The sequence below is a fragment of the Pseudomonas sp. B10(2017) genome (assembly GCF_002113295.1).
GTDB classification, from domain to species: domain Bacteria; phylum Pseudomonadota; class Gammaproteobacteria; order Pseudomonadales; family Pseudomonadaceae; genus Aquipseudomonas; species Aquipseudomonas pudica.
Genome location: NZ_NEJU01000020.1, coordinates 19,876 through 46,384, shown reverse-complemented (window position 1 = coordinate 46,384; position 26,509 = coordinate 19,876). Strand labels below are relative to the sequence as shown.

The window sequence follows — 26,509 nt, the reverse complement described above, 5'->3', positions numbered from 1 at the left end:
AAGGGCCATCCCCTGCCAAGAGATATGGCCCCTAAGCACTTGCCTGAAGAAAGTCGACGAGATCAGCGCGCGGTAATCACTGCCAGCTTGCTGATCCCGGCACGTTCGATAGCCGCCATGGCCCGCGCCACTTCGCCGTAGTTCACACCGTCATCGGCCTGCAGTTGTACGCGCACGTCCGTGTCCTTGCTTTTGGCGGCCTTGAGGCTGGTTTCCAGCAAGTCGGGCTGGATCTCATCCTTGTTGATGAACAACTTGCCGTCACCATCGATGCTGACCACCAGCGGGTCCTTCTGCTCCACCGGGGCCACGGCCTCGGTCTTGGGCAGGTTGATGGGTATGGCATTGGTCAGCAGCGGCGCGGTAACGATGAACACCACCAGCAACACCAGCATGACGTCCACCAACGGCGTGACGTTGATTTCACTGAGGACTTCATCACTGTCCTGGGTCGAAAAGGCCATGTCAGGATGCCTCCTTCACAGGCTGGGTGAAACCGGCCTGGGGCCTGTGCACCGCCGGGTGCACCAGCACGCGGAAGGCACTCTTCTGCGCCAGGCTGTAGAAGTCGTGGGCGAAATCATCGAGGTCGGCGGCGGTAAGCTTGAGGCGGCGCAGGAAGTAGTTGTAGACCAGCACCGCCGGCACCGCGACGGCGATACCCACGCCGGTGGCCACCAGTGCCGCGCCAATCGGCCCGGCCACGGTTTCCAGGCTGGCGGAACCGGCCGCGCTGATGCCCTTGAGCGCTTCCATGATGCCCCACACGGTGCCGAACAGGCCGATGAAGGGCGAGGTACTGCCAATACTGGCGACCACCGCCAGGCCGGTTTCCAGCGAACGGCGCTCACGCACGATCTGCTGGCGCAGGGCGCGTTCCAGGCGGTCCTGGTGATTGATGGCGTGGCTCAGGTCATTGGCCTGGCTGTCACCGACGGCGATGGCGGCATAACCGGCCTGGGCAACACGGGCGGCAGGGCCAGGCAGTTCGTGGCTAGGCTCGGCAGCCGAGTCCAGGCTCGAAGCGGCCCAGAACTGCTGGTGGAAGCGCTTGTCCTGGTTCTTCAGCCGCACGAACTGCACGACCTTGACCAGGGCCAGGCCCCAGGTGACGACAGAAAAACCGACCAGCAGCCAGATGACTGCGCTTTCAACGGATTCGAGGGGGGATGCCAGCAGGCTCATGATGATGTCTTCCTGTGTTCTGCGAAAAAGTTAGCGAAGCTTGAAATCGATCGGCACGCTGACCCAGCCGGTCTGGGCCACGTCGCCCTGCTTGGCAGGCACGAAGCTCCAGCGCTTGACCGCAGCCAGTGCGGCAGCGTCGAGGGCATCGCGGCCGCTGCTCTTCTGGATCTGGATCTGCCCGGGCTTGCCGCTGGGCAGCACCTCGACGCGCAGCAGCACGGTGCCTTCCCAACCGCGGCGCTGAGCCATCTGCGGGTACTCGGGCGCCGGATTCTTCAGGTACGCAGCGTTGGCCGATGCCGGGGTGACCGGGGCCGGCGCGGGTGGCGCTGGCGGTGCCGGAGCGGCTACAGGGGCTGGCGGCGGGGCCTCGACCGGCTTGGGCTGCGGTTTTGGCTGTTGCTTGACCACCGGCTTGGGCACGGGCTTTGGTTTGGGTTTGGGCTTGGCGGCCAGTTCGTCGACAACAGGCGGCGGTGGCGGCTGGACTACCGGCGGTGCCGGGGCTGGTGGCGGTGGCTCGACCACAGGCGGTGCCGGCGCGGCGAACTCGATGGTCATCGGTGGTACTTGCGGTGGCACCACCGGCAGCTCGGGCGTTGGTGCCTGGCTGACCCAATACGCTGCTGCGCCATGCAAGGCCAGCACCAGCAGGCCCAACACCAGCTTGTCGCGGCGCTTGAGCCCACTGACGGGCGTGCGTTGCAGGCGCAGCTGGCCAAGCGGGAGGCGAAGCGTGCGTCCAAGGTCGACCAGGTCGCCCGGGGCCGGGCGCCATGGCTGGTCGTAGGCCCTGACGGCCGACTGGACATTACCCATTGATCAAACTCCTGGGGTCTCGATTCAGGTGTGTGGCTGAATCATCGGGGTCAGGGGCTTATCTCTTAAAGTAATGTTTGAAATTATGGTTAGAACTTTACTGAATATATATTTTGGCAAGTTTTCTCAACGCCGCGAGTTACGCGGGGTGTAGCAGAGCGAGCCGTGAATCATGCTTTGCAGGCATTCAAAATATTCGCGCAAGGCATGAGATTGCCGCGAGGGCTTGCCGGCGATGGGCTGAAAAGCAGCCCCGACAATCTCCCAGGCAATAAAAAACCCGGGACCAATCCCGGGTTTTTCATCATCAAAGGCGTCTCAGATATCCGCTACCTTCTGCCAAACCTTCGGCCGGAAGAACAATGTCTCCCCCCGCGCCAACCCGGTCAGGCTGTCATGGTCCTTGACCACTTCGGCCTCGATCAGCTCGCTCTGCCCCTCCACCTTCAAGGTCACCCGCGTGGTCGCGCCCAGCGGCCGAATATCCCTCACCTCGGCTGCATGGTGCCCTTCGGTCTCGTGCCGCGACAGCGACACCTCATGCGGGCGGAACAGCACATGATGCCCTTCGCTCAAGGCCAGGCGGTTGGAGTCACCAAGGAAGTGGTAGACGAAGTCGTTGGCCGGGTGCTCGTACACCTCGCCCGGCGAGCCGATCTGCTCGATCACGCCCTTGTTCATCACCACGATGCGGTCAGCCACTTCCATGGCCTCTTCCTGGTCGTGGGTGACGAACACCGACGTCAGGTTGATGTCCTCGTGCAGGCGCGCCAGCCAGCGACGCAGCTCCTTGCGCACCTTGGCATCCAGCGCACCGAACGGCTCGTCCAGCAGCAGCACCTTGGGCTCCACCGCCAGCGCACGAGCCAGGGCGATACGCTGGCGCTGGCCACCGGACAACTGCTCGGGGTAGCGGTCGGACAGCCAGTCCAGCTGCACCATGTTCAGCAGTTCATGCACCTTCTCGGCAATCTTGCTCTCGCTCGGACGCTCGCCCTTGGGCTTCATGCGCAGGCCGAAGGCGACGTTGTCGAACACACTCATGTGGCGGAACAACGCGTAGTGCTGGAACACGAAACCGACGTTGCGGTCGCGAACGTCATGGCCGGACACGTCCTCGCCATGGAACACGATATTGCCCTGGTCCGGGGTTTCCAGGCCGGCGATGATGCGCAGCAGGGTGGTCTTGCCGCAGCCGGACGGGCCGAGCAGGGCCACCAGCTCGCCGCTGTTGATGTCCAGGTTGATTTTGTCCAGGGCCTGGAAGCTGTTGAAGCGCTTGCTGACGTTACGAACTTCGATCGACATGAATCATTCCTCCGCGGCGCTGTGGCGCAGGCGGTTAATACGGTTCTCGCTCCACTGCTTGAGCAGCAGGATGAAGAGCGCCAGGATCAGCAGCAGGCTGGCCACGCTGAAGGCCGCGACATGGTTGTACTCGTTGTAGAGGATCTCCACGTGCAGCGGCAAGGTATTGGTCACGCCGCGAATGTGGCCCGACACGACCGACACCGCACCAAACTCGCCCATTGCCCGCGCAGTGCACAGCACCACGCCATAGATCAGGCCCCATTTGATGTTCGGCAGGGTCACGTGCCAGAACATCTGCCAACCATTGGCACCGAGCAGGCGCGCGGCCTCCTCTTCCTGGGTGCCCTGCTCCTGCATCAGCGGTATCAGCTCACGGGCCACGAACGGTACGGTGACGAAGATGGTGGCCAGAACGATGCCCGGCAGGGCGAACACGATCTGGATATCGTGGTCCTGCAGCCACGGCCCGAACAGGCCTTGCGCACCGAACATCAGCACGTAGACCAGGCCGGCGATCACCGGCGACACCGAGAACGGCAGGTCGATCAGGGTGACCAGGATACTCTTGCCACGGAAGGTGTACTTGCTCACGCACCAGGCGGCGCTGACGCCGAACACCAGGTTCAGCGGCACCGAAATGACCACGGCGAGCAGGGTCAGCTTCAGCGCCGACAACGCATCCGGCTCGAAGATCGCCTCGAAGAAGGTGCCAAAACCGTTCTTCAGTGCCTGCGATACCACGATCACCAGCGGCAGCAGCAGGAACAGCGCGAACACCAGCCAGCCTAGGCCGATCAAGATACGCCGCGAAGTGGCGCTGCCCCGGCGGGCGGCGTTGGCGGCGGCGGTTGCATTCAGGGATGAACTGGACATGCCGGCCTCCTTCAAGGGGTTTCGATGCGGCGCTGCAGCAGGTTGATCAGCAGCAGCAGGATGAAGGAAACCACCAGCATCAGCACGCCAATGGCGGTCGCGCCGGTGTAGTCGTACTGGTCGAGCTTGACCATGATCAGCAGCGGCAGGATCTCGGTCTTCATCGGCATGTTGCCGGCAATGAAGATCACCGAACCATACTCGCCCACGCCACGGGCGAAGGCCAGGGCAAAGCCTGTCAGCCAGGCAGGCAGCAACGCTGGCGCCAGCACGTGGCGGAACACTTGCAGCGGCTTGGCGCCCAGGCAGGCGGCAGCCTCCTCCACTTCACGCGGAATGTCGGCCAGTACCGGCTGCACCGTCCGCACCACGAACGGCAGGGTGACGAAGGTCAGCGCCAGGGTGATACCCAGCGGGGTGTAGGCGATCTTGAAGCCCAGGTCGGTGGCGAACTGGCCAACCCAGCCCGAGGGTGCGTACAGGGCGGTCAGGGCGATACCGGCTACGGCCGTGGGCAGGGCGAACGGCAGGTCGATCATCGCATCGATGATCTTGCGCCCAGGGAAGGTGTAGCGCACCAGCACCCATGCCAGCAGGGTACCGATCACACCGTTGATGATGGCGGCGAACAGGGCGGTGCCGAAACTCAGCTTGAGCGCGGCAATCACCCGCGGCGCACTGATGACGTTCCAGAACTGCTCCCAGGTAAGCTGCGCGGCATGCACGAACATGGCGGCCAGCGGTATCAGCACGATCAGGCTGAGGTACACCAAGGTGTAGCCCAGCGTCAGCCCGAAGCCGGGTATGACGGGGGAAATGCGGCGTGACATAAATATCCCTGGTTGAACGCACGAAACCCGGAATCAATCCCGGGCCGGTGCAGGCTTCTGAATCCTGGGGCTGCTTTGCAGCCCAATCGCGACGCAAGGCCGCTCCCACAGGAGATTGCGGTTCCTTGTGGGAGCGGCCTTGCGTCGCGAATGGGCCGCATAGCGGCCCCGCTTTTCCTTGGCGATTACTGTGCCTGATAGATCTGGTCGAACACACCGCCATCATTGAAGAATTTCGGTTGTGCAGTTTTCCAGCCACCAAAGTCCTTGTCGATGGTTACCAGCTCAAGTTTCGGAAATTGCTTGCCGAACTCGGCAGCGACCTTCTCGTCACGCGGGCGGTAGAAGTTCTCGGCGGCAATCTTCTGCCCGGCCGGGCTGTACAGGTGCTTGAGGTATTCGGTGGCAATCTCGGTATTGCCCTTCTTCTCGGCGTTCTTGTCCACCACCGCCACCGGCGGCTCGGCGAGGATCGACAACGACGGCACGACGATGTCGAACTTGTCGGCACCACCGTCTTCCTTCAGCGCCAGGAAGGCCTCGTTTTCCCAGGCCAACAGCACATCGCCCTGGCCGTTATTGACGAAGGTGATGGTCGAGCCACGGGCGCCGGTATCCAGCACCGGAACGTGCTTGAACAGCTCCTGCACGTATTCCTTGGCCTTTGCTTCGCTACCGCCGGCCTTCAGGCCATAGGCCCAGGCAGCCAGGAAATTCCAACGGGCGCCGCCGGAGGTTTTCGGGTTGGGGGTGATGACCGAAACGTCTTTCTTGATCAGGTCGCCCCAGTCCTTGATGCCTTTCGGGTTGCCCTTGCGCACCAGGAACACAATGGTCGAGGTGTACGGGGTGCTGGCATTCGGCAGGCGGCTCTGCCAGTTGTCCGGTAGGCTCTTGCCGAGCTTGGCGACTTCATCGATGTCGCCGGCCAGGGCCAAGGTCACCACGTCGGCACGCAGTCCGTCGATCACCGCACGGGCCTGCTTGCCCGAACCGCCGTGGGATTGCTGGATCTTCACCTTGTCGCCCGGGTGAGCCTGCTGCCAGTGCTTGATGAACTCGGCGTTGTATTGCTGATAGAGCTCGCGGGTCGGGTCGTAGGACACGTTCAGCAGTTCGTAGTCCTTGGCGATGGCGGAACCGGCAAAAATAGCACTGGCCAGGGCGGCGAGCGCATAACGGCGGATGGACATGGTGAAGCTCCCGATTGGCATTTTTCTAGTTTTGAATGTGTGGCGCGATCAGCCGGTCTTGTTGCCGGGCTGCTGCAGGCGGAACTTCTCCTTGCGCTCGATCTGCACGACCTGAGCGTTGTGCACGGTAATCTCCACCGCACCGAATCGCAGGTCGCGCAGAGCGCTCTGGATTTCACGCAGAATGGTGGCTTCGTCCTGACCGTCGATGCTACGCAGAGATGCACTCATGCTCGTTCTCCTTGGAGTGAGGGTGCCGGGCTGAGGTTTGAAGGGGGATTTGCGCCTGGCTTGAGGGCAATAGTAGTGAGGCGGAGTTATTCTTAAAAATACTGTTTAAGAATGTTTATATAACCGAAAATAAAAGCTTGTTTTCAAGACAACAGAAGGCCCTGTGGGAGCGGGCGTGCCCGCGAATGCGTCAGTAAATTCACCATCGCATTCGCGGGCACGCCCGCTCCCCACAGGGTTCAGTGCTGGGTTTCGGTCTTGTGTTCAGGCTCGCGGATCTTGTACCAGGCCACATACAGGGCCGGCAGGAACAGCAGCGTCAGCAGGGTAGCCACGATGATCCCGCCAATCATGGCGTAGGCCATCGGCCCCCAGAACACCTCGCGGGCAATCGGGATCATGCCCAGGCTCGCCGCCGCCGCAGTCAGCAGAATCGGCCGGCGCCGATGGTTGGTGGCCTCTACCACCGCATCCCACGGCGACAAGCCCTGGGCTTCGAACTCGTCGATCTGGGTCACCAGGATCACCGAGTTACGAATGATGATGCCCGCCAGCGCGAGAATGCCGAGAATCGCCACGAAGCCCATGGGCGTACCTGTGGGCACCAGCGCGATGATCACGCCAATCAGCCCCAGCGGCGCCACGCTGACCACCAGGAACAGCTTCTGCACGCTGTGCAGCTGGATCATCAGGAACGTCGCCATCAGGAACAGCATCAGCGGGATGACCTTGCGGATCGGCCCCTGCGCCTTGGCGCTTTCCTCCACCGTACCGCCGGTGGCCACTTCGAAGCCCACCGGCAACTTGCTGGCGAACTCGTCGATCTTCGGCTTCAACTGGGCCACCAGGTCGGTTGGCTGGATGTCGCCGTTGACCGAGGCCTTGATGGTGATGGTCGGCTTGCGGTCACGGCGCCATACCAGCGGCTGCTCCAGCTCGTAGCGCACGGTGGCGAACGCCAGCAGCGGGATCGAGGTGCCGTTGGGTGTCAGGATCTGCAGGTTCTGCAGCGTATCGGGCGAGCCACGCTCGCTATCCTCGGCACGGGCGACCACGTCGACCAGGTAGATGTTGTCGTTGACCTGGGTGATCTGCACACCACTGACGATGCTGTTCATCACATTGGCCACATCCTCCGACGACAGGCCCAGCTGGCGCGCCTTGTCCTGGGCGATTTCCACGCGCAACACCTTCCCCGGCTCGTTCCAGTCGTAGATCATCTCGCCAATGTGCTCGTTCTGGTCGAGCAAGGTGGCCAGCTCGATGGCATGTTTGCGCACCTCGTCGATATTGGCGCCGCTGACCCGATACTGGATCGGCCGGCCCACCGGTGGGCCCATTTCCAGCGATTGCACGTTGGTGCCGACGCCAACGAACTCTTCATGCAGGATCTTCTGCAGGCGGTCCATCATGGCCTGGCGTTCCTCGAAGCCCTTGCTGACGATCACCAGCTGCGCGTAGTACGGGTTCTGCAACTGCTGGTCGAGGGGCAGGTAGAAGCGGATCGCGCCCTGGCCGATGTAGGTACTCCAGTGCACCAGGTCCGGGTCGTCCTTGATCCGCGCCTCGAAGCGGTCGACCACCTTGCGCGTCTCCTCGATCGAGGCGTTCTGCGGCAGGTTGAGGTCGACGAGGATTTCCGGGCGGTCCGAGGACGGGAAAAACTGGTTCTGCACGAAGCGCTCGCAGAAGATCGCCAGGGCGAACAGCACCACGGTGCCGATGATGGTCAGCCAGCGGTTGCGCATGCACCACAACAAACCATGTTCGAAGGCCCGGCCGACACGGCCCGGCTCGGCCTCATGAGGCTTGAGCTTGGCGCTGCTGAGAATGTGCACACCTAGCACCGGGGCGAAAAACACCGCCACAACCCACGACACCATCAGTGCCACGGCAATTACCGCAAACAGCGTGTAGGTGTACTCACCCGCCGAACTGGCGTTGAGGCCGATCGGCACGAAACCGGCCACCGTCACCAAGGTGCCGGTGAGCATGGGGAAGGCTGTGGAGGTATAGGCAAAAGTCGCCGCCTGCTCCTTGCTTTCGCCCATTTCCAGCCGGGTGACCATTACCTCCACGGTGATCATCGCATCGTCCACCAGCAGGCCCAGGGCGATGATCAGCGCGCCCAGCGAAATCCGCTGCATGGTGATACCGCTGTATTCCATGAACACGAACACCATGGCCAGCACCAGCGGGATCGAACAGGCCACCACCAGCCCGGCACGCACGCCGAGGCTGACGAAGCTCACCGCCAGCACGATCACCACCGCCTCGAACAGCGCACTGGTGAAGCCGCCCACCGCTTGCTTGACCACCACGGCCTGGTCGGAAACAGTGTGCACCCCGACGCCCACCGGCAAGTCTTCGATCACCTTGTCCATGCGCTTTTTCAGCGCCGCGCCGAACACCTGGATATTGCCGCCGGCCTTCATGCCGATGGCCAGGCCCAACGCCGTCTGGCCGTTGTAGCGGAACATCGGCGAAGGAGGGTCGACGTAGCCGCGCTCGATATCGGCGATATCGGCCAGGCGGAAGAAGCGGTCGTTGATCTTCAGGTTGACGGTTTGCAGGTCCTTTTCCGAGGTGAACTGCCCGGAGGTGCGCACCGAGATACGTTCCGGCCCGGCCTCGATCACACCGGCAGGGGTCACGGCGTTTTGCGATTGCAGGGCCTGCATGACCTGGCGCTGATCGATGCCCAAGGCTGCCAGCTTGCGGGTGGAGAAGTTCAGGTACAGCACTTCGTCCTGGGTACCGATCAGCTCGATCTTGCCGATATTGGGCACATCGCGCACTTCGGCCCGCGCCTGTTCCACGTAGTCGCGCAGCTGGCGCAGGGTCAGGCCGTCGGCGGTGAAGGCGTAGATCGAACCGAACACATCGCCGAATTCATCGTTGAACCCTGGCCCCTGGATGCCCGCAGGGAATTCACCGCGAATGTCCTGGATCTTCTTGCGCACCTGGTACCAGATTTCCGGGATGTCCTTGGCCTTGGTGGTGTCGCGCAGGTACACGTAGACCGTGGATTCGCCGGGGCGGGTGTAGCTTTTGGTGTAGTCGAGGGAGTCGAGTTCCTCTAGCTTCTTCTCGATACGGTCGGTGACCTGGTACAGGGTTTCGTCCTGGGTCGCGCCGGGCCAGCGGGTCTGGATGACCATGGTCTTGATCGTGAAGGACGGGTCTTCCTCACGGCCCAGGTTGAAGTAGGAGAAGATCCCCATCAGCAGGCCAACGAACATCAGGTACCAGACGAACGATTGATGCTTGAGTGCCCAGTCGGACAGGTTGAAGCTTCCTTTCATTGCGCATCCTCGTCGAAGGTGACCTTCTGGCCAGGCTTGAGGCTGTTCACGCCCGCTGTCACCACCCGCTCGCCGGGCTGTACGCCCGAAGTCAGGACGATGCTGTCGGCGGTGCGGCCGATCAGGGCCACGTCACGAGTGGCCACGGTCTTCTGCTGCGTATCGATCACCCATACCTGGGTCTTGCCGTCGCGCTCGAGCAAGGCACTCAAAGGCAGTTCGCTGCGTGGCGATACCTCCGAACTCAGGGTCACGCTGATGGCGGTGCCCAGGTGGAAGGCCGCCGGGGTGCTGGCCAGGGTCAGGCGAGCGCGGCGGGTGCGAGTGGTGGCGTCGGCTTGGGGTTCCAGTTCCCGCAGGCTGGCGGTGGTGTTGATGGTCGGGTCCAGCTGCGAAGCAACGGTGAAGGTCAGGCCTTTGCTCAACTGCTCGGCCAGGCCGATCGGCAGGTCGATCACTGCTTCCTTCACATCCGGCCTGGCCAGGGTTACCACGGCCTGGCCGGCGGTGACGGTTTGCCCGGCTTCGGCCTGCCAGGCAGTGATTACCGCAGCGTGGTCGGTGCGCAGGGTACTGTAGTCGAGCTGGTCACGCGCCTGGCTGAGCGCGGAGCGCGCCTGCTCCAACGCCGCGCTGGTGGTTTTCAGGTTGGTCTGGGCGATATCCAGCTGGGCCTGGGCGCCTACGCCACGGTCGTAAAGCTGTTGCTGGCGGCGGGCATCGGCCTGGGCGTTGATCCACTGCGCCTGTACCTTGGCCAGGTCGCCTTCGGCGGCGCGCAACTGGTTCTGCTGGTCGGTCGGGTCGAGGGTGGCCAGGATGTCACCCGGTTTCACCTGAGCGCCCACATCCAGCCAGCGCCGAGCAATACGCCCGGAAACCCGGAAGCCCAAGGTGCTTTCGAAACGCGCCTGGATACTGCCGGCGAAACGGCCCAACTGCGACTGCACCTGGGGCTCGACCTTGACCGACAGCACCGGCCGAATCGGCTCTGGTGCTTCGTCCTCGCTACTGCAACCGGCCAGCAGCACGCCGGCCGACAGGATCATCAGCAGGCGATTCATAGCTCCCCCCCTTGGGCGCTGGCATCTACCTTCTGCACCTGCATGCCGGGGTGCAGCAACTGCCCGCCATTGACCACCACGGTTTCGCCGCCTTTCAGGCCACTGGCGACCACGATCCTGCCGGTGAGATAACGGCTGACCTCGACCTTGCGCAGCTCTACCTTGTCACCCTCGCCCACTACCCAGACGGCGGGTTCATGCAGGGCCTTGGTCAGTGCCGACCATGGCAGCTCGATGCTTGGCCGCCCCTGTGCATTGGTGGTGGCCGTCACCGGTGCACCCAGTTGCATCCCTGGCGGTACATCCCGCAATCCGACCTTGACCTGTACCGTGCCGCTTTGCGCAGACACTGTTGGGGTGATTTCGCGCACGAAGCCACGGGCCTGGACCTTGGGGTCGTCCAGCAGGCTGACGATCACGCCGGCATCGCTGGCTGGAGCCACCAGCAGCGATTCGTAGACATTGAACACAGCATCACGGTCGCCATCGGTGGCGAGGCTGAAGATTGGCATGGTCGCCTGCACCACCTGGCCGACCTCGGCCTGGCGCTCGGTGATGACCCCATCGGCCTCGGAGACCAGCGCGGTATAGCTCAGTTGTTCGTTGGCGTTGGCCAATTGCGCCTGTGCGGCCTTGAGCGCGCTCTGGTTGCTACGCAGCGCGGCTTCGGCGGAATCGTATTCGCTCTGGCTGGTGTAGCCCTTGGGCAACAGCTTCTGCTGGCGAACGAAGGCCGCGCTGGTCTGGGTGACCCGCGCCTGCGCGGCGAATACCTCGGCCTTGGCCGAGTCGACATTGTTCTGCAGGTCTTTCGGGTCCAGCCGCGCCAGCACCTGGTTGGCCTTTACGTGGTCACCGACATCGACACTGCGCGAAATGATCTTGCCGCCCACACGGAACGACAGGTCGGTCTGCACCCGCGCCTGTACATCGCCGGTCAAGGTGACCCTGGCCGCGAAGTCGGTGGGTGATACCTGTTGCACGCCTACGCGAGGCAGTGTTTCGGTGGTTTCTTCCTTACTACAGCCCGACAGTAGGGACACAAGCCCCAGGCAGACGACCAACAGCGGACGCATCAACGTCATGCAGGCTCCTTGCTTGCGCGCAAATGATTCGTGGGATGCGACTGTTAGCGTAGATCAGGGTTCGATAAACATCACTGACCGCGACCAAGCTGGCACTTTCGGCGCCTGCGCGAGCCTCTTCGCGGGTAAACCCGCTCCCACAGGGCATGCGCAAGCCCTGAAGGCTGCACAGTCCCTTGTGGGAGCGGGTTTACCCGCGAAAGGGCCGGTACAGGTCAGAGCTGAACTGAAGCCTTGTTCAGCCCCAGTTCGATGTCATCGATCAGTGCTTTGGCAAAGCCGCTGAGAATTCTCGCGGCACTACCGGCCAGCCGGTCATTTTCCATCTCGGCTTCGGTCGTCAGGTGATTGATGCACCCGAGCATTACGGAGAGTTCGGAGAAGGCATGGTTGAAGGGAATATCTCCTATATCTGGACAAGGAGTTGCCACCTTCATCTTTCTCACGGATCAGGGCGGCAACCGTACGCGAGGTGAGAAACCGCGGATATAGGAACGCAGCCAGACGTAAGTCTGCCCGCGCACGGTTGCCATGACGAAAGCACTATATCGTTGGGTTCTCACACCCAGTCCCAAGTACGTTATCCCTGAGGCATTTCCCCAGCAACAGAGCAGCTTCCACACGGCTCGTAGGATAATTCCCAAGCCGATCCAACTGAAGCCTTTGGTTTGAGTTGATGAAAAGTCGTACGCCTCGAGGGCCTCTTCGCGGGCATGCCCGCTCCCACAGGAATGTCGCCAGCCCCAGGCCAGTGCTGTACCTGTGGGAGCGGGCGCGCCCGCGAAGAGGCCGGCACAGCAACGCATAAGCTTCTGCCATATTCAGAAACCATCAGCCACCCGGTGGCCTCCGCTTCAGCCACTACCTTTCAAAAGGAGGTTCAATTTCAAGGAAGATCACAATGCCATTAGCCGAATCCCACCGACTGCGTCGTGGGCGCTACTCCGAGCCAGGCAGGCTCTACCTGCTGACTACCATCACGCACAAACGAAAACCACTGTTTCATGACTTCGACAATGCTCGCCTGGTGGTCAAACATCTGCGGGTTTCAAATGACATTCAGGATTGCCATTCTTTGGCCTGGGTAGTGATGCCGGACCACCTGCATTGGCTGGTCGAGCTGAAGGATGTGGCATTGGGAACGTTGATGCGCAAGTTCAAATCACGCACGGCCATTGCGTTGCGCAAGGCAGGTGTCAGGCACAAACCGATCTGGCAACCCGGTTACCATGACCATGCGCTGCGACGGGAAGAATGTGTGGTGCATGTAGCCCGGTACATTGTTGCCAATCCCTTGAGGGCTGGATTGGTCAGGAGTGTCAGGGACTATCCACACTGGGATGCGGTATGGCTTTGAGTCGGCGTTGGGGCCTTCGCGGGCTTGCCCGCTCCCACAGGGATTCCCACATGCCGAAGGTTTTGGTGCCCCTGTCCCACAGGGATCACCACAAGCCTGAAGGCTGTGATGTCCTTGTGGGAGCGGGCAAGCCCGCGAAAGGGCCGGATCAGACCGACGCAGCCACCTGCGCCGGGCGCTTGACCTGTGGCTGCGAAGCATTCGCCGCAGCGCCCTCTTCGATCGCCTGCTGAATCGCCTTGCGACGACGCTCTTCGGCCTGGCGGCTGAAGTACCAGACGAAGAAGGTCACCAGCGACACCGACAGCAGGATCAGGCTTGCCACGGCGTTGATCTCCGGCTTCACGCCCAGGCGCACTGCCGAGAACACTTCCATCGGCAAGGTGGTAGAACCAGGGCCTGACACGAAGCTGGCCAGCACCAGGTCATCCAGCGACAGGGCGAACGACATCATGCCGCCCGCCGCCAGCGACGGCGCGATCATCGGGATGGTGATCAGGAAGAACACCTTCCACGGCTTGGCACCCAGGTCCATCGCCGCTTCCTCGATCGACAAGTCCAGCTCACGCAGGCGTGCCGACACCACCACTGCCACATACGCGGCACAGAACGTGGTATGGGCGATCCAGATGGTGACGATGCCGCGCTCCTGCGGCCAGCCAATCATCTGCGCCATGGCCACGAACAGCAGCAACAGCGACAGGCCGGTGATCACCTCGGGCATTACCAGCGGCGCGGTGACCAGGCCACCGAACAGCGTACGGCCCTTGAAGCGGGTAACCCGGGTCAGCACGAACGCCGCCAAGGTACCCAGCGCCACGGCTGCCACCGCCGTGTAGCAGGCGATTTCCAGCGAACGCATCACCGAACCCATCAACTGGGTGTTGTCGAGCAGGCCGACGTACCACTTCACCGACCAGCCACCCCATACCGTCACCAGCTTGGAGGCGTTGAACGAGTAGATCACCAAAATCAGCATTGGCAGGTAGATGAACAGCAAGCCGAGCACCAGCATCAGCTTGGAGAAACTGAAGCGTTTCATGCGCGGCCCTCCATCTCTTTGGCCTGGCTGCGGTTGAACAGCAGGATCGGCACGATCAGGATCGCCAGCATCACTACCGCCAAGGCAGATGCCACCGGCCAGTCACGGTTGTTGAAGAACTCTTGCCACAGCACCTTGCCGATCATCAGGGTTTCCGGGCCGCCGAGCAGTTCAGGGATCACGAACTCACCCACCACCGGGATGAACACCAGCATGCAGCCGGCGATGATGCCGTTTTTCGACAGCGGCACGGTGATCTTCCAGAAGCTGTTGAAGGTGCTCGAACCCAGGTCCGAAGCGGCCTCGAGCAGGCTCGGGTCGTGCTTCACCAGGTTGGCGAACAGCGGCAGGATCATGAACGGCAGGTATGAATAGACCACACCGATGTACACCGCCAGGTTGGTGTTGAGGATCTGCAGCGGCTGGTCGATCAACCCGGTCCACAGCAGGAAGCCGTTGAGCAGGCCGTTGTTGCTGAGAATGCCCATCCAGGCATAGACGCGGATCAGGATCGCGGTCCAGGTCGGCATCATGATCAGCAACAGCAAGACCGTCTGGGTTTCCTTCTTGGCGTTGGCAATCGCATAGGCCATCGGGTAGCCGATCAGCAGGCACAGCAGGGTGCTGAAGAAGGCCATCTTCAGCGAGCCCAGGTAGGCCGAGATATACAGCTCATCCTCGGTCAACAGGCCATAGTTGGCCAGGTTGAGCACCAGCTGCAGCTTGTCTTCGACGTAGCTGTAGATCTCGGTATACGGCGGGATCGCCACGTCGGCTTCGGCGAAGCTGATCTTCAGCACGATGAAGAACGGCAGCATGAAGAACAGGAACAGCCAGATGAACGGCACGCCGATCACCAGGTGCCGCCCCTCCGGGGTAATACGCTGGAAGGCTCGCTTGAGCTTGCGCAGTTTCATGACCGCAGTACCACGCCGCTGTCGTCTTCCCACCACACGTACACTTCATCGCCCCAGGTCGGGCGCGTGCCCTGGCGCTCTGCGTTGGCGACGAACGACTGGACGACCTTGCCGCTCGGCAACTCGACGTAGAACACCGAGTGCCCACCCAGGTAGGCAATGTCGTGAACCTTGCCACGCGACCAGTTGTGCTCGCAGGTCGGTTGCTGGGTGGTGACCAGCATCTTTTCCGGGCGCAGGGCGTAGGTGATGTGCTTGTCTTCTACCGAAGTGGTGATGCCGTGGCCGACATAGATCTTGCGCTCCAGCTCCGGGCTGGCAATGATCGCGTGGCCTTCGGCGTCGTCGACCACTTCACCTTCGAACAGGTTGACGTTGCCGATGAACTCGCACACCAGGCGGCTGGTAGGCGTCTCGTAGATATCCACCGGCGAGCCGATCTGGGCGATCCAGCCCAGATGCATGATGGCGATACGCTGGGCCATGGTCATGGCCTCTTCCTGGTCGTGGGTCACCATCACGCAGGTCACGCCCACGCGTTCGATGATCTCCACCAGTTCCAGCTGCATCTGCGAACGCAGTTTCTTGTCCAGCGCACCCATCGGCTCGTCGAGCAGCAGCAGCTTGGGGCGCTTGGCCAGCGAGCGGGCCAGGGCCACGCGCTGGCGCTGACCGCCGGACAGCTGGTGCGGCTTGCGCTTGGCATACTGTGTCATGTGCACCAGCTTGAGCATCTCGGCCACACGGGCCTCGATCTCTGCCTTGGGCATCTTGTCCTGCTGCAGGCCGAAGGCAATGTTCTGCGCCACGGTCATGTGCGGGAACAGCGCGTAGGACTGGAACATCATGTTGATCGGCCGCTCGTAGGGCGGCATGTCGGTGATGTCGACGCCATCGAGGAAGATCCGCCCTTCGGTCGGGCGCTCGAAGCCGGCCAGCATGCGCAGCAAGGTGGACTTGCCGGAACCGGAGCCACCCAGCAGGGCGAAGATCTCGCCCTTGCGGATTTCCAGGGACACATCGTCCACGGCTACCGTTTCGTCGAACTTTTTCGTGACCCGGTCGATCTTGACCAGCACCTGCTTGGGTTGCTGGCCACCCTCGAGGGCTTTTTTATAGGCACCGGAGGCAACTGCCATGAGTGAAACTCCCAACAAGATTTTTTTGCCCGCGAGCCCTGTTCTACAGGTGCCGCCACGGGCCTGGATTTTTACTTGCCCGACTTGACCTTGGTCCAGCTACGGGTCATCAGCCGTTGCACCTTGGGTGGCAACTCTGAATTCACGAACATCTTGTTCAGCACTTCCTGCGGTGGGTAAACCGCGGCGTCAGTCCTCACGGCCTGGTCCATCAGGTCGCCAGCCTTGGGGTTCGGGTTGGCGTAACCGACGTAATCACTGACCTGGGCGATAACCTCAGGCTTCAGCAAATAGTTGATGAAGGCATGCGCCTCTTTGACGTTTTTGGCGTCCTTGGGAATCGCCAGCACATCGAACCAGAGGTTGCCGCCTTCCTTGGGAATTGCGTAGGCCAGGTTCACGCCCTTCTTCGCTTCTTCGGCGCGCGCCTTGGCCTGGAACACATCACCCGAGAAACCTGCCGCGACGCAGATGTCGCCGTTGGCCAGGTCGGTGATGTACTTGGACGAGTGGAAGTAGGTCACGTACGGGCGTACCGCCAGCAGCTTTTTCTCGGCGGCCTGGTAGTCCTTGGCGTTGGTGCTGTTGGGGTCCAGCCCCATGTAGTTGAGCACCGCCGGCAGCATCTCGTCCGCCGAGTCGAGGAAGGCCACGCCGCACTTGGCGAGCTTCTTCATGTTCTCGGGCTCGAACAGCACTGCCCAGGAGTCGATGGAGTCCACGCCCAGCGCGGCCTTCACCTTGTCGACGTTGTAACCGATGCCATTTGTGCCCCACAGGTAAGGCACGGCGTACTGGTTGCCCGGGTCGTTCCTTTCCAGGCGCTTCATCAGCGCCGGGTCCAGGTTGGAATAGTTGGGCAGCAGGTTCTTGTCGAGCTTCTGGAACGCGCCCGCCTTGATCTGCTTGCCGAGGAAATGGTTGGATGGCACTACCACGTCATAGCCGGTGTTGCCGGCCAGCAGCTTGCCTTCCAGGGTTTCGTTGGAGTCGAACACGTCTTGCACGGGTTTGATGCCCGTGGTTTTCTCGAAGTCCGCGAGTGTGGTCGGGCCGACGTAGTCGGACCAGTTGTAGAAGTGCACCGTAGGCGCCGCTTGGACGCTGCATGCCAGCGTCAGGCCCGCTCCAGCCATCAAGGCCTTGCGGAATACAGAAATGGACAAGTGGGTGGTCCTCACAATCAGTGCCTGGGTAGCGACAGTGCTGCCGCACACGCAAAACCGGCGCGCAACTTACCTTCGCAGCTTCGATGCCGCAATCATCAATTGCCTTTCACTGGCTCTGGGCCGGGGTTCCCCGGCCCAGAGGTACCGCATCGGGCTTATTTGCCCGACTTGATCTTGGTCCAGCTGCGGGTGATCACACGCTGGGCAGACGCTTCAGGCGCAGCGATCGCGTACAGTTGCTTCTTCACTTCCGCTGGCGGATAGATGCTCGGATCGCTGGTGATTTCCTTGTCCACGAACTGGGTGGCGGCAGCGTTGCCGTTCGGGAAGCGCACGGCGTTGGTGATCTCGGCCATGATTTCCGGCTGCATCAGGAAGTTCATGAACTGGTAGGCAGCGTCTTTATGCTCGGCATCCTTGGGGATGGCGACCATGTCGTAGAAGGTACCGGCACCTTCCTTCGGAATGACGTAGTCCACTTTTACCTTGTCGCCGGCTTCGTGGGCTCGGGCCTTGGACTGCTCCAGGTCACCCGAGTAACCGACAGCTACGCAGATGTTGCCGTTGGCCATGTCGCCGATGTACTTGGACGAGTGGAAGTAGGTGATCGAAGGACGGATCTTGAGGAACAGGTCCTCGGCGGCCTTCAGGTCTTCCTTCTTGGTGCTGTTGGGCGGCAGGCCCAGGTAGTGCAGCGCAGCCGGCAGCATTTCGGTCGGGGCATCCAGGAAGCTCACGCCGCAGCTCTTGAGCTTGGCGATGTTCTCAGGCTTGAACACCACGTCCCACGAGTCGATCTTGTCCACGCCCAGCGCGGCCTTGACCTTCTCCGGGTTGTAGCCGATGCCGATCGAGCCCCACATGTAAGGGAAGGCGTGCTTGTTGTCCTTGTCGCTGGCATCGCCAACGGCCTTGAGCAGGTCAGGGTCGAGGTTCTTCCAGTTCGACAGTTTGGAGCGGTCCAGTTCCTCGTACACGCCAGCCTTTATCTGCTTGGCCAGGAAGTTGTTCGAAGGCACGACGATGTCATAGCCCGACTTGCCTGCCAGCAGCTTGGCTTCGAGGGTTTCGTTGCTGTCGAAGACGTCGTACTTGACCTTGATGCCCGACTGCTTCTCGAACTTGGCGATGGTGTCCGGAGCGATGTAGTCCGACCAGTTGTAGACGTTCAACACCTTGTCTTCAGCCTGAACAGCGGTAGCCATGGCACCCATCAGGGCGGCGGCCAGCAACGTCTTGCCCATTTTATTCATGCGTAATGCTCCAGAATTTTTTATTTAGCCATCTGTTCAGCAGCCAGGACCTACGGTGCAGAGCGCGCGGCGACTGAAACAGTCGCTAGTCTGGCAAGTTACAAGGCTCTGTATCAAGGAAAGCAGGGCCTTGTAACGACTTAATGTCACATCGCTAGCCTAGCAAACTGTCAACGAATCGCTTCAAGCGTCAGGTCCAGGCATTTGCGTGCCTTTTCCACCAGTTCGTCGATCTCTGCATGGCTGATGACCAGCGGTGGCGCAATGATCATGGTGTCACCCACCGCGCGCATGATCAGGCCGTTGTCGAAGCAGAAGGTGCGGCAGATCATGCCAACGTCCTTGCCTTCGTAACGGCTGCGGGTGGCTTTGTCCTTGACCAGCTCGATAGCGCCGAGCAGGCCCAGACCGCGTACTTCGCCCACCAGAGGATGGTCCTGCAGTTCACGCAAACGCTTTTGCAAATACGGTGCCGCTTCTGTGCGCGCCTTCTCGACGATTTTCTCGTCACGCAGGATGCGCAGGTTTTCCAGGCCTACGGCGGCCGCTACCGGGTGGCCCGAATAGGTGAAGCCGTGATTGAAGTCGCCGCCTTGGCTGAGTACCTGGGCCACGGTGTCACGCACGATCACACCGCCCATGGGGATGTAACCGGAAGTCAGACCCTTGGCGATGGTCATCAGGTCGGGCTTGAGGTCGTAGTAGTCAGAGCCGAACCACTCGCCGGTACGGCCGAACCCGCAGATCACTTCGTCGGCGACGAACAGGATGTCGTACTTGGCGAGGATCTCCTTCACCTTCGGCCAGTAGGTTTCCGGCGGGATGATCACGCCGCCGGCGCCCTGGATCGGCTCGGCGATGAAGGCGGCGACATTGTCTTCGCCGACTTCGAGGATTTTCTGCTCCAGCTGCTCGGCCGCCCACACCCCGAACTCATCCGGGGTCATGTCGCCGCCTTCGCCGAACCAGTAAGGCTGCGGGATATGCACGATGCCCGGGATCGGCAGGCCACCCTGCTCGTGCATGCCGCTCATGCCGCCCAGGCTGGCGCCAGCCACGGTGGAGCCGTGGTAGCCGTTGATGCGGCCGATGATGGTCTGCTTCTGTGGCTTGCCTTTCAGCGCCCAGTAATGGCGGACCATGCGCAGCACGGTGTCGTTGCCTTCCGAGCCGGAGCCGGTGAAGAACACATGGGTCATGCCTTGCGGCGCCACGTCGGAGATTGCCTTGGCCAGTTCCAGCGCAGGCGGGTGGGCAGTCTGGAAGAACAGGTTGTAGTACGGCAGCTCGCGCATCTGCTTTTCTGCCGCCTGCACCAGTTCTTCACGGCCATAACCCACTGCCACGCACCACAGGCCAGCCATGCCGTCGAGGATCTTGTGCCCCTCGCTATCCCACAAATGCACACCCTGGGCCTTGGTGATGATGCGCGGCCCCTTCTCCTTCAGCTGCTTGTAGTCACTGAAGGGCGCGAGGTGGTGCTCCCCGCTCAGGGTTTGCCATTCACGGGTTTGCGGGTTGTTGACGCTCATGTGCTTCTCCGTTGTTCGACAGCCGCGTCCTGCGGCACCAAGTTGATCAGACAGCAAACAGCAGGAACTCACGCTCCCAGGAACTGATGACTCGCTTGAAGTTCTCGTGCTCGGCGCGCTTGGTGGCGACGTAGCCGGTAATGAACTTCTTGCCCAGGTACTGCACCAGTGCACGGCTGTTTTCCATGCGTTCCAGGGCATCTTCGATGGTCAATGGCAGGCGCAGGTTGCGGCGTTCGTAGCCACGGCCCTGCACCGGCGCGCTGGCATCGATGCCTTCGACCATGCCGATGTAGCCACACAGCAGGCTGGCGGCGATGGCCAGGTAAGGGTTGGCGTCGGCGCCCGGCAGGCGGTTCTCGACCCGGCGGCTTTGCGGGCCGGCGTCCGGCACGCGCAGGCCGACGGTACGGTTTTCCTCGCCCCATTCCACGTTCACCGGTGCCGAGGTGTCGGGCAGGAAGCGGCGGAACGAGTTGACGTTGGGGGCGAACAGCGGCAACGCCTCGGGGATGAACTTCTGCAAACCACCAATGTGGTGCAGGAACAGTTCGCTCATGCTGCCGTCGTCGTTGCTGAAGATGTTCTTGCCGGTGGTCACGTCGACCACGCTCTGGTGCAGGTGCATGGCACTGCCTGGCTCGCCGGTCATGGGCTTGGCCATGAAGGTGGCGGCCACATTGTGCTTGAGCGCGGCCTCGCGCATGGTGCGCTTGAACACCAGGATCTGGTCGGCCAGGTGCAGGGCGTTGCCATGACGGAAATTGATCTCCATCTGCGCCGTGCCGTCTTCATGGATCAGCGTGTCGAGGTCCAGCTGCTGCAGTTCGCACCAGTCGTAGACGTCTTCGAACAGCGGGTCGAATTCGTTGGCGGCTTCGATCGAGAACGACTGACGGCCGGTTTCCGGGCGGCCCGAACGGCCTACCGGGGGCTGCAACGGGAAGTCCGGGTCTTCGCTGCGCTTGGTCAGATAGAACTCCATCTCCGGCGCGACGATCGGCTGCCAGCCCTTGTCGGCGTAAAGCTTGAGGACTTTCTTCAGCACGTTGCGCGGCGACAGCTCGACCGGGTTGCCCTTCTTGTCATAGGTGTCGTGGATCACTTGGGCGGTCGGCTCGATGGCCCATGGCACAAGGAACACGGCGTTCTCGTCGGGGCGGCAGATCATGTCGATATCCGCCGGGTCCAGCAGTTCGTAATAGATGTCGTCATCGACATAGTCGCCGGTCACGGTCTGCAGCAGCACGCTCTCGGGCAGGCGCATGCCTTTTTCGGCGATGAACTTGTTGGTAGGCGAAATCTTGCCGCGCGTGATGCCGGTCAGGTCACTGATCATGCATTCGACTTCGGTGATCTTGTGCTCTTTCAACCAATCGGTGAGCTGGTCGAGGTTGTTACTCATAAATACCTCAGGAGGTAAGGTGGTCCGCGCACTGATTCTGGATGGAGTACATTGCTAAAGCAAAAACCCCCGCGCAGAGCCACAGTGGATACACTGAAAACAGGTGCGTCCGTAATGAGTTCGAAGGGCAGGAAGACGAAACGAAGGGCGGCAAGCCGCTACGAGGGCAGGTCCGGGAGCGCCAAACGTCAATTATTGCGGCCAGGGCGGCCACGCCATCGACGAAGCTTGCAAAAATGACGGATGTACCCGATGGCACCGCGCAGGCAGTGCTTTCAGGTCTCGGCAAGCGGACCATGTGACCCTCGTATTATTGTGTTCTGGGTTGAGACCGAGCTTAGCCTTGTTCATTTTTTTACACAACACCTCCGTAAAAAATAAAACACGGTTGGTCGGAGATAGCCCTTTGCGCGGGAAATAGCGGATAATGGCTTGCCCCGAGATGCAGCAAATCTGCCGTCGATGTGCCATTTCAGGGCATCATGGGGTTGGCTTGACATCAGTTTGTCTTTTCGATTGACTGGTCTTGCAAGCCCCCCTTGATTGATATTTTTAACAACAAAGGTGTTGCATCATGTCGGTACCCCCGCGTGCCGTTCAGCTTAACGAAGCGAACGCGTTCCTTAAGGAACATCCTGAGGTTCTCTACGTTGACCTTCTGATTGCAGATATGAATGGTGTGGTGCGTGGCAAGCGCATAGAGCGCACCAGCCTCCACAAGGTTTACGAGAAAGGCATCAACCTGCCTGCCTCCCTCTTCGCCCTGGACATCAACGGTTCCACCGTTGAAAGCACCGGGCTGGGCCTGGACATCGGCGATGCTGACCGCATCTGCTACCCGATCCCCGGCACCCTCTCCAACGAACCCTGGCAGAAGCGCCCGACCGCCCAGCTGCTGATGACCATGCACGAGCTCGAAGGTGAGCCATTCTTCGCCGACCCGCGTGAAGTGCTGCGCCAGGTGGTCGACAAGTTCACCGAGATGGGCCTGACCATCTGCGCCGCGTTCGAGCTTGAGTTCTACCTGATCGACCAGGAGAACGTGAACGGCCGCCCGCAGCCACCGCGCTCGCCAATTTCGGGCAAGCGCCCACAGTCGACCCAGGTGTACCTGATCGACGACCTCGACGAATATGCAGACTGCCTGCAGGACATCCTGGAAGGCGCGAAGGAGCAAGGCATCCCGGCCGACGCCATCGTCAAGGAAAGCGCCCCGGCGCAATTCGAAGTCAACCTGCACCACGTGGCCGACCCGCTCAAGGCCTGCGACTACGCGGTACTGCTCAAGCGGTTGATCAAGAACATCGCCTACGACCATGAAATGGACACCACCTTCATGGCCAAGCCCTACCCGGGCCAGGCAGGCAATGGCCTGCATGTACACATTTCCGTGCTGGACAAAGATGGCAACAACATCTTCACCAGCGAGGATCCCGAGCAGAACGCCGCGCTACGTCACGCTGTCGGCGGTGTGCTCGAGACCCTGCCCGCGTCCATGGCGTTCCTTTGCCCGAACGTCAACTCGTACCGCCGCTTCGGCGCGCAGTTCTATGTACCGAACGCGCCAAGCTGGGGCCTGGACAACCGCACCGTGGCCCTGCGCGTGCCGACCGGCTCGCCGGACGCCGTGCGCATCGAGCACCGCGTGGCCGGTGCCGACGCCAACCCGTACCTGATGATGGCCGCTGTACTGGCCGGTGTGCACCATGGCCTGACCAACAAGGTCGAGCCGGGTGAGCCGATCGAAGGCAACTCGTACGAGCAGCTGGAGCAGAGCCTGCCGAACAACCTGCGCGATGCCCTGCGCGAGCTGGACGACAGCGAGATCCTGAACAAGTACATCGATCCGAAGTACATCGACATCTTCGTCGCGTGCAAGGAGAGCGAGCTGGAGGAGTTCGAGCACTCGATCTCCGACCTTGAGTACAACTGGTACCTGCACACCGTGTAAACGAAAACGCCGCCCACAAGGGCGGCGTTTTTGTTTCGAGATCGGTGTCGCCTGCTTCGCGGGCTTGCCCGCTCCCACAGGGTAATCACAAGGTCTGAAGCCTACGGTGTACCTGTGGGAGCGGGCGAGCCCGCGAAGAGGCCGGTACAGGCTTACAAGGGCTTCTCGAAGATCTTCGAATTGCGCTGGTAGTTGTACAGCGAAGCCCGCGCCGCTGGCAGCCGCTCGACCCCGCTCGGCGCAAACCCGCGTTCGCGGAACCAGTGCGCGGTACGCGTCGTCAGCACGAACAGGGTGTTCAGCCCCAGCTGTCGCGCCCGGCTTTCGATGCGCTCCAGCAGCTCGTCACCACGCCCGCCATGGCGGTACTCCGGGTTCACCGCCAGGCACGCCAGTTCGCCGGCGTCGGAGTCGGCAATCGGATACAACGCCGCACAGGCGATGATCATGCCTTCGCGCTCGACCACGCTGAACTGCTCGATCTCCCGCTCCAGCACCTCACGCGAACGGCGCACCAGGATGCCCTGCTCTTCCAGCGGGCTGATCAGTTCCAGCAAACCTCCCACGTCCTCGATGGTCGCCTCGCGCACCACTTCGAACTGCTCCTGTGACACCAATGTGCCACCACCGCCACGGGTGAACAGCTCGGTCAGCAAGGCGCCGTCCTCGGCATAGCTGACGATATGGCTGCGTGCCACGCCGCCTTTGCAGGCTTCGGCCGCGGCATCCAGCAATTCGCCCTGGTAATCGCTGCCCAGGCGCTGCAGATGCGGGGCAACCTGCTGCGGGCGCAGCTCACGCACCAGCTTGCCATCGGCATCCAGCAGGCCTGGCTCGGCACCGAACAGCAGCAACTTGTCGGCCCCCAGTTCGATGGCGGCGCGGGTGGCCACGTCTTCGCAGGCCAGGTTGAAGATTTCACCCGTGGGCGAGTAGCCCAGCGGCGACAACAGCACGATGGAGCGCTCGTCTAGCAGGCGGCTGATGCCCTTGCGGTCGACCCGGCGCACCTCGCCGGTATGGTGGTAGTCCACACCTTCGAGCACACCGATCGGCCGCGCCGTGACCAGGTTGCCGGACGCCACGCGCAGGCGCGAGCCCTGCATGGGCGAAGCGGCGATGTCCATCGACAGGCGTGCCTCGATGGCCAGGCGCAGGGCGCCGACGGCATCGATCACGCAATCCAGGGTGGCGGCATCGGTGATACGCAAGCCCCGGTGGTAGTGCGGGGTCAGGCCGCGATCAGCCAGGCGGCTTTCGATCTGCGGGCGCGAGCCATGCACCAGTACCAGGCGCACGCCCAGGCTGTGCAGCAGCACCAGGTCGTGGACGATGTTGCCGAAATTAGGGTGTTCCACCCCATCGCCAGGGAGCATGACCACGAAGGTGCAGTCGCGATGGGCATTGATATACGGGGAGGCATGACGCAGCCAGTTGACGTAGTCGGGCATGACAGGGCCTGTGGATAAGTGGACGGAGAACGGCGATACAGGGGGCGTTCAGGATCATCGTCGGAACAGGCTTGCGGTCACGCGCGGTCTCCTCTAGGCAGGAACGAAACAGTTCGGTTGACGTTTAGTCCAGGCAATAGTGCCGGATCAGGTCACGCAATAGACGCACGGTAGGCTCGATTCGTGACATTTCCAGGTATTCGCCGGGCTGGTGGGCACAGGCGATGTCGCCGGGGCCCAGCACGATGGTCTGGCAACCCAGTTGCTGAAGATAAGGCGCTTCGGTGCCGAACGCCACCGCTTCGGCGCGATGGCCGGTCAGGCGCTCCGCCACTTGCACAAGCTCGGCGTCGGCGGCCTGTTCGAATGGAGGCACCTCCGGGAACAGCGGCGCATAGTCGATGCGCACCTCAAAGCGCTCTGCCACCGGCACCAGCTTGGCGCGGATGGCTGCGCGCAGTTGCTCCACGTCCATGCCTGGCAGCGGGCGCAGGTCGAATTCCAGGGCGCACTGGCCGCAGATACGGTTGGGGTTGTCACCGCCGTGGATGCAGCCGAAGTTCATGGTCGGGGTCGGTACGGTGAATTGCGGGTTGCGGTAGGTTTGCTGCCATTGCTGGCGCAGGCCCATCAGCTCGCCCATCACCGCGTGCATGGCCTCCATGGCGCTGCGGCCCAGGCTTGGGTCCGAGGAGTGGCCGCTGCGCCCGAGGATGTCGATGCGGTCCATGAGGATGCCCTTGTGCATGCGGATCGGCCGCAGCCCGGTGGGCTCGCCGATCACCGCCGCACGGCCGAGCGGCTGGCCGGCCTCGGCCAAGGCGCGGGCGCCGGACATGGAGCTTTCTTCGTCACAGGTGGCGAGGATCAGCAGCGGTTGCTTGAAATCGTGCTCCAGCAGCGGGATGACCGCCTCGATGACCAGGGCGAAGAAGCCTTTCATGTCGCAGCTGCCCAGGCCGACCCAGCGGCCATCGGTTTCGGTGAGCTTCAGCGGGTCGCTGGCCCACAGCTGTTCGTCATAGGGTACGGTGTCACTGTGCCCCGCCAGCACCAGGCCCCCCGGGCCGGTGCCACGGCTGGCCAGCAGGTTGAACTTGCCGGGGCTGACCTGCTGGATGTCGCACTTGAAACCCAGGTCGCCCAGCCAGCCGGCCAGCAGGTCGATGACCTGGCGGTTGGACTGGTCCAGCACAGGTTGGGTGCAACTGACCGAGGGCGCGGCGATCAGGGCGGCGAACTGGTCTTTCAGCGTCGGCAACGGCATGCGCGTACTCCTCGGAAGCGTTGCCCATCATAGCAATGCCGTCCAACCGTGTGGGCCTCTTCGCGGGTAAACCCGCTCCCACAGGGAAAGCGCCACACCTGAGGGCAGCACAGAAACTGTGGGAGCG

The 26,509-nt window shown here is 61.9% G+C and carries 24 protein-coding genes; 3 read left to right on the top strand and 21 right to left on the bottom strand.

Going from position 1 to position 26,509, the window contains the following annotated elements; translation table 11 throughout:
• Positions 1-62: 62 nt before the first annotated feature.
• The 12 genes from CAF92_RS21135 to CAF92_RS21075 form a co-directional block, all read right to left on the bottom strand.
• Complete coding sequence (locus CAF92_RS21135; RefSeq protein WP_085601838.1) at positions 63-464, bottom strand: biopolymer transporter ExbD; 402 nt, start codon at positions 462-464, stop codon at positions 63-65.
• 1 nt (position 465) lies between these two features.
• Positions 466-1,185, bottom strand: a complete 720-nt coding sequence (locus CAF92_RS21130) for a MotA/TolQ/ExbB proton channel family protein (protein WP_046613603.1) — start codon at positions 1,183-1,185, stop codon at positions 466-468.
• A gap of 30 nt (positions 1,186-1,215) precedes the next feature.
• Positions 1,216-2,007: an energy transducer TonB gene (locus CAF92_RS21125; protein ID WP_025341026.1), complete on the bottom strand. Its 792-nt coding sequence runs from the start codon at positions 2,005-2,007 to the stop codon at positions 1,216-1,218.
• A gap of 318 nt (positions 2,008-2,325) precedes the next feature.
• The gene (locus CAF92_RS21120; protein WP_085601837.1) at positions 2,326-3,315 is read right to left on the bottom strand and encodes a sulfate/molybdate ABC transporter ATP-binding protein; all 990 of its coding nucleotides are present in this window, start codon (positions 3,313-3,315) and stop codon (positions 2,326-2,328) included.
• A 3-nt stretch (positions 3,316-3,318) separates the two neighbouring features.
• The gene (gene cysW, locus CAF92_RS21115; RefSeq protein WP_025341027.1) at positions 3,319-4,191 is read right to left on the bottom strand and encodes a sulfate ABC transporter permease subunit CysW; all 873 of its coding nucleotides are present in this window, start codon (positions 4,189-4,191) and stop codon (positions 3,319-3,321) included.
• An 11-nt stretch (positions 4,192-4,202) separates the two neighbouring features.
• Positions 4,203-5,021 (bottom strand): sulfate ABC transporter permease subunit CysT, encoded by an 819-nt coding sequence (cysT, locus tag CAF92_RS21110; RefSeq protein ID WP_046613605.1) that lies wholly within the window; start codon positions 5,019-5,021, stop codon positions 4,203-4,205.
• Positions 5,022-5,206: 185 nt separating this feature from the next.
• Positions 5,207-6,214, bottom strand: a complete 1,008-nt coding sequence (locus tag CAF92_RS21100; protein WP_085601835.1) for a sulfate ABC transporter substrate-binding protein — start codon at positions 6,212-6,214, stop codon at positions 5,207-5,209.
• A 48-nt stretch (positions 6,215-6,262) separates the two neighbouring features.
• The gene (gene oscA, locus CAF92_RS21095; protein ID WP_003258557.1) at positions 6,263-6,445 is read right to left on the bottom strand and encodes a sulfur starvation response protein OscA; all 183 of its coding nucleotides are present in this window, start codon (positions 6,443-6,445) and stop codon (positions 6,263-6,265) included.
• A 239-nt stretch (positions 6,446-6,684) separates the two neighbouring features.
• Positions 6,685-9,750 carry an efflux RND transporter permease subunit gene (locus CAF92_RS21090; RefSeq protein ID WP_085601834.1) on the bottom strand — a complete coding sequence of 1,022 codons (3,066 nt, stop codon included), beginning with the start codon at positions 9,748-9,750 and terminating at the stop codon, positions 6,685-6,687.
• Positions 9,747-10,814, bottom strand: coding sequence for an efflux RND transporter periplasmic adaptor subunit (locus CAF92_RS21085; RefSeq protein WP_046613608.1), 1,068 nt, complete (start codon positions 10,812-10,814; stop codon positions 9,747-9,749). The genes CAF92_RS21090 and CAF92_RS21085 overlap by 4 nt, the downstream gene beginning before the upstream one ends.
• The gene (locus CAF92_RS21080) at positions 10,811-11,899 is read right to left on the bottom strand and encodes an efflux RND transporter periplasmic adaptor subunit (RefSeq protein ID WP_046613609.1); all 1,089 of its coding nucleotides are present in this window, start codon (positions 11,897-11,899) and stop codon (positions 10,811-10,813) included. The genes CAF92_RS21085 and CAF92_RS21080 overlap by 4 nt, the downstream gene beginning before the upstream one ends.
• 215 nt (positions 11,900-12,114) lie before the next feature.
• Entirely contained in the window at positions 12,115-12,336 is a 222-nt protein-coding gene (locus tag CAF92_RS21075) for a DUF3077 domain-containing protein (protein WP_046613610.1), read from the bottom strand.
• Between the two features lie 464 nt (positions 12,337-12,800).
• Here CAF92_RS21075 and CAF92_RS21070 point away from each other — a divergent pair, with 464 nt between their 5' ends.
• Positions 12,801-13,256 (top strand): transposase, encoded by a 456-nt coding sequence (locus CAF92_RS21070; protein WP_085601833.1) that lies wholly within the window; start codon positions 12,801-12,803, stop codon positions 13,254-13,256.
• Between the two features lie 148 nt (positions 13,257-13,404).
• On the opposite strand, the gene CAF92_RS21065 is transcribed toward CAF92_RS21070, so the two are convergent.
• From CAF92_RS21065 to CAF92_RS21035, 7 genes are all read right to left on the bottom strand, one after another.
• Positions 13,405-14,298, bottom strand: a complete 894-nt coding sequence (locus tag CAF92_RS21065) for an ABC transporter permease subunit (protein WP_046613611.1) — start codon at positions 14,296-14,298, stop codon at positions 13,405-13,407.
• Complete coding sequence (locus CAF92_RS21060) at positions 14,295-15,215, bottom strand: ABC transporter permease subunit (RefSeq protein WP_013974703.1); 921 nt, start codon at positions 15,213-15,215, stop codon at positions 14,295-14,297. The genes CAF92_RS21065 and CAF92_RS21060 overlap by 4 nt, the downstream gene beginning before the upstream one ends.
• Positions 15,212-16,354, bottom strand: coding sequence for a polyamine ABC transporter ATP-binding protein (gene potA / locus CAF92_RS21055; protein WP_046613612.1), 1,143 nt, complete (start codon positions 16,352-16,354; stop codon positions 15,212-15,214). The genes CAF92_RS21060 and potA overlap by 4 nt, the downstream gene beginning before the upstream one ends.
• Before the next feature lie 71 nt (positions 16,355-16,425).
• Complete coding sequence (locus tag CAF92_RS21050) at positions 16,426-17,520, bottom strand: polyamine ABC transporter substrate-binding protein (protein ID WP_085601832.1); 1,095 nt, start codon at positions 17,518-17,520, stop codon at positions 16,426-16,428.
• A gap of 158 nt (positions 17,521-17,678) precedes the next feature.
• On the bottom strand, positions 17,679-18,776 hold the full coding sequence (locus CAF92_RS21045; protein ID WP_085601831.1) for a polyamine ABC transporter substrate-binding protein: 1,098 nt from the start codon (positions 18,774-18,776) through the stop codon (positions 17,679-17,681).
• 170 nt (positions 18,777-18,946) lie between these two features.
• Entirely contained in the window at positions 18,947-20,308 is a 1,362-nt protein-coding gene (locus CAF92_RS21040) for an aspartate aminotransferase family protein (protein ID WP_085601830.1), read from the bottom strand.
• A gap of 46 nt (positions 20,309-20,354) precedes the next feature.
• On the bottom strand, positions 20,355-21,713 hold the full coding sequence (locus CAF92_RS21035; protein WP_046613615.1) for a glutamine synthetase family protein: 1,359 nt from the start codon (positions 21,711-21,713) through the stop codon (positions 20,355-20,357).
• Positions 21,714-21,754: 41 nt separating this feature from the next.
• Here CAF92_RS21035 and CAF92_RS21030 point away from each other — a divergent pair, with 41 nt between their 5' ends.
• Positions 21,755-22,015 carry a hypothetical protein gene (locus CAF92_RS21030; RefSeq protein ID WP_075046702.1) on the top strand — a complete coding sequence of 87 codons (261 nt, stop codon included), beginning with the start codon at positions 21,755-21,757 and terminating at the stop codon, positions 22,013-22,015.
• A 272-nt stretch (positions 22,016-22,287) separates the two neighbouring features.
• Positions 22,288-23,664 (top strand): glutamine synthetase family protein, encoded by a 1,377-nt coding sequence (locus tag CAF92_RS21025; RefSeq protein ID WP_015272222.1) that lies wholly within the window; start codon positions 22,288-22,290, stop codon positions 23,662-23,664.
• A gap of 152 nt (positions 23,665-23,816) precedes the next feature.
• On the opposite strand, the gene argA is transcribed toward CAF92_RS21025, so the two are convergent.
• Both argA and argE read right to left on the bottom strand, forming a co-directional pair.
• A complete protein-coding gene (argA, locus tag CAF92_RS21020; RefSeq protein ID WP_013974710.1) occupies positions 23,817-25,115 on the bottom strand; it encodes an amino-acid N-acetyltransferase in 1,299 nt (432 codons plus the stop codon).
• Between the two features lie 124 nt (positions 25,116-25,239).
• A complete protein-coding gene (gene argE / locus CAF92_RS21015; protein ID WP_085601829.1) occupies positions 25,240-26,382 on the bottom strand; it encodes an acetylornithine deacetylase in 1,143 nt (380 codons plus the stop codon).
• Between the last annotated feature and the right edge of the window lie 127 nt (positions 26,383-26,509).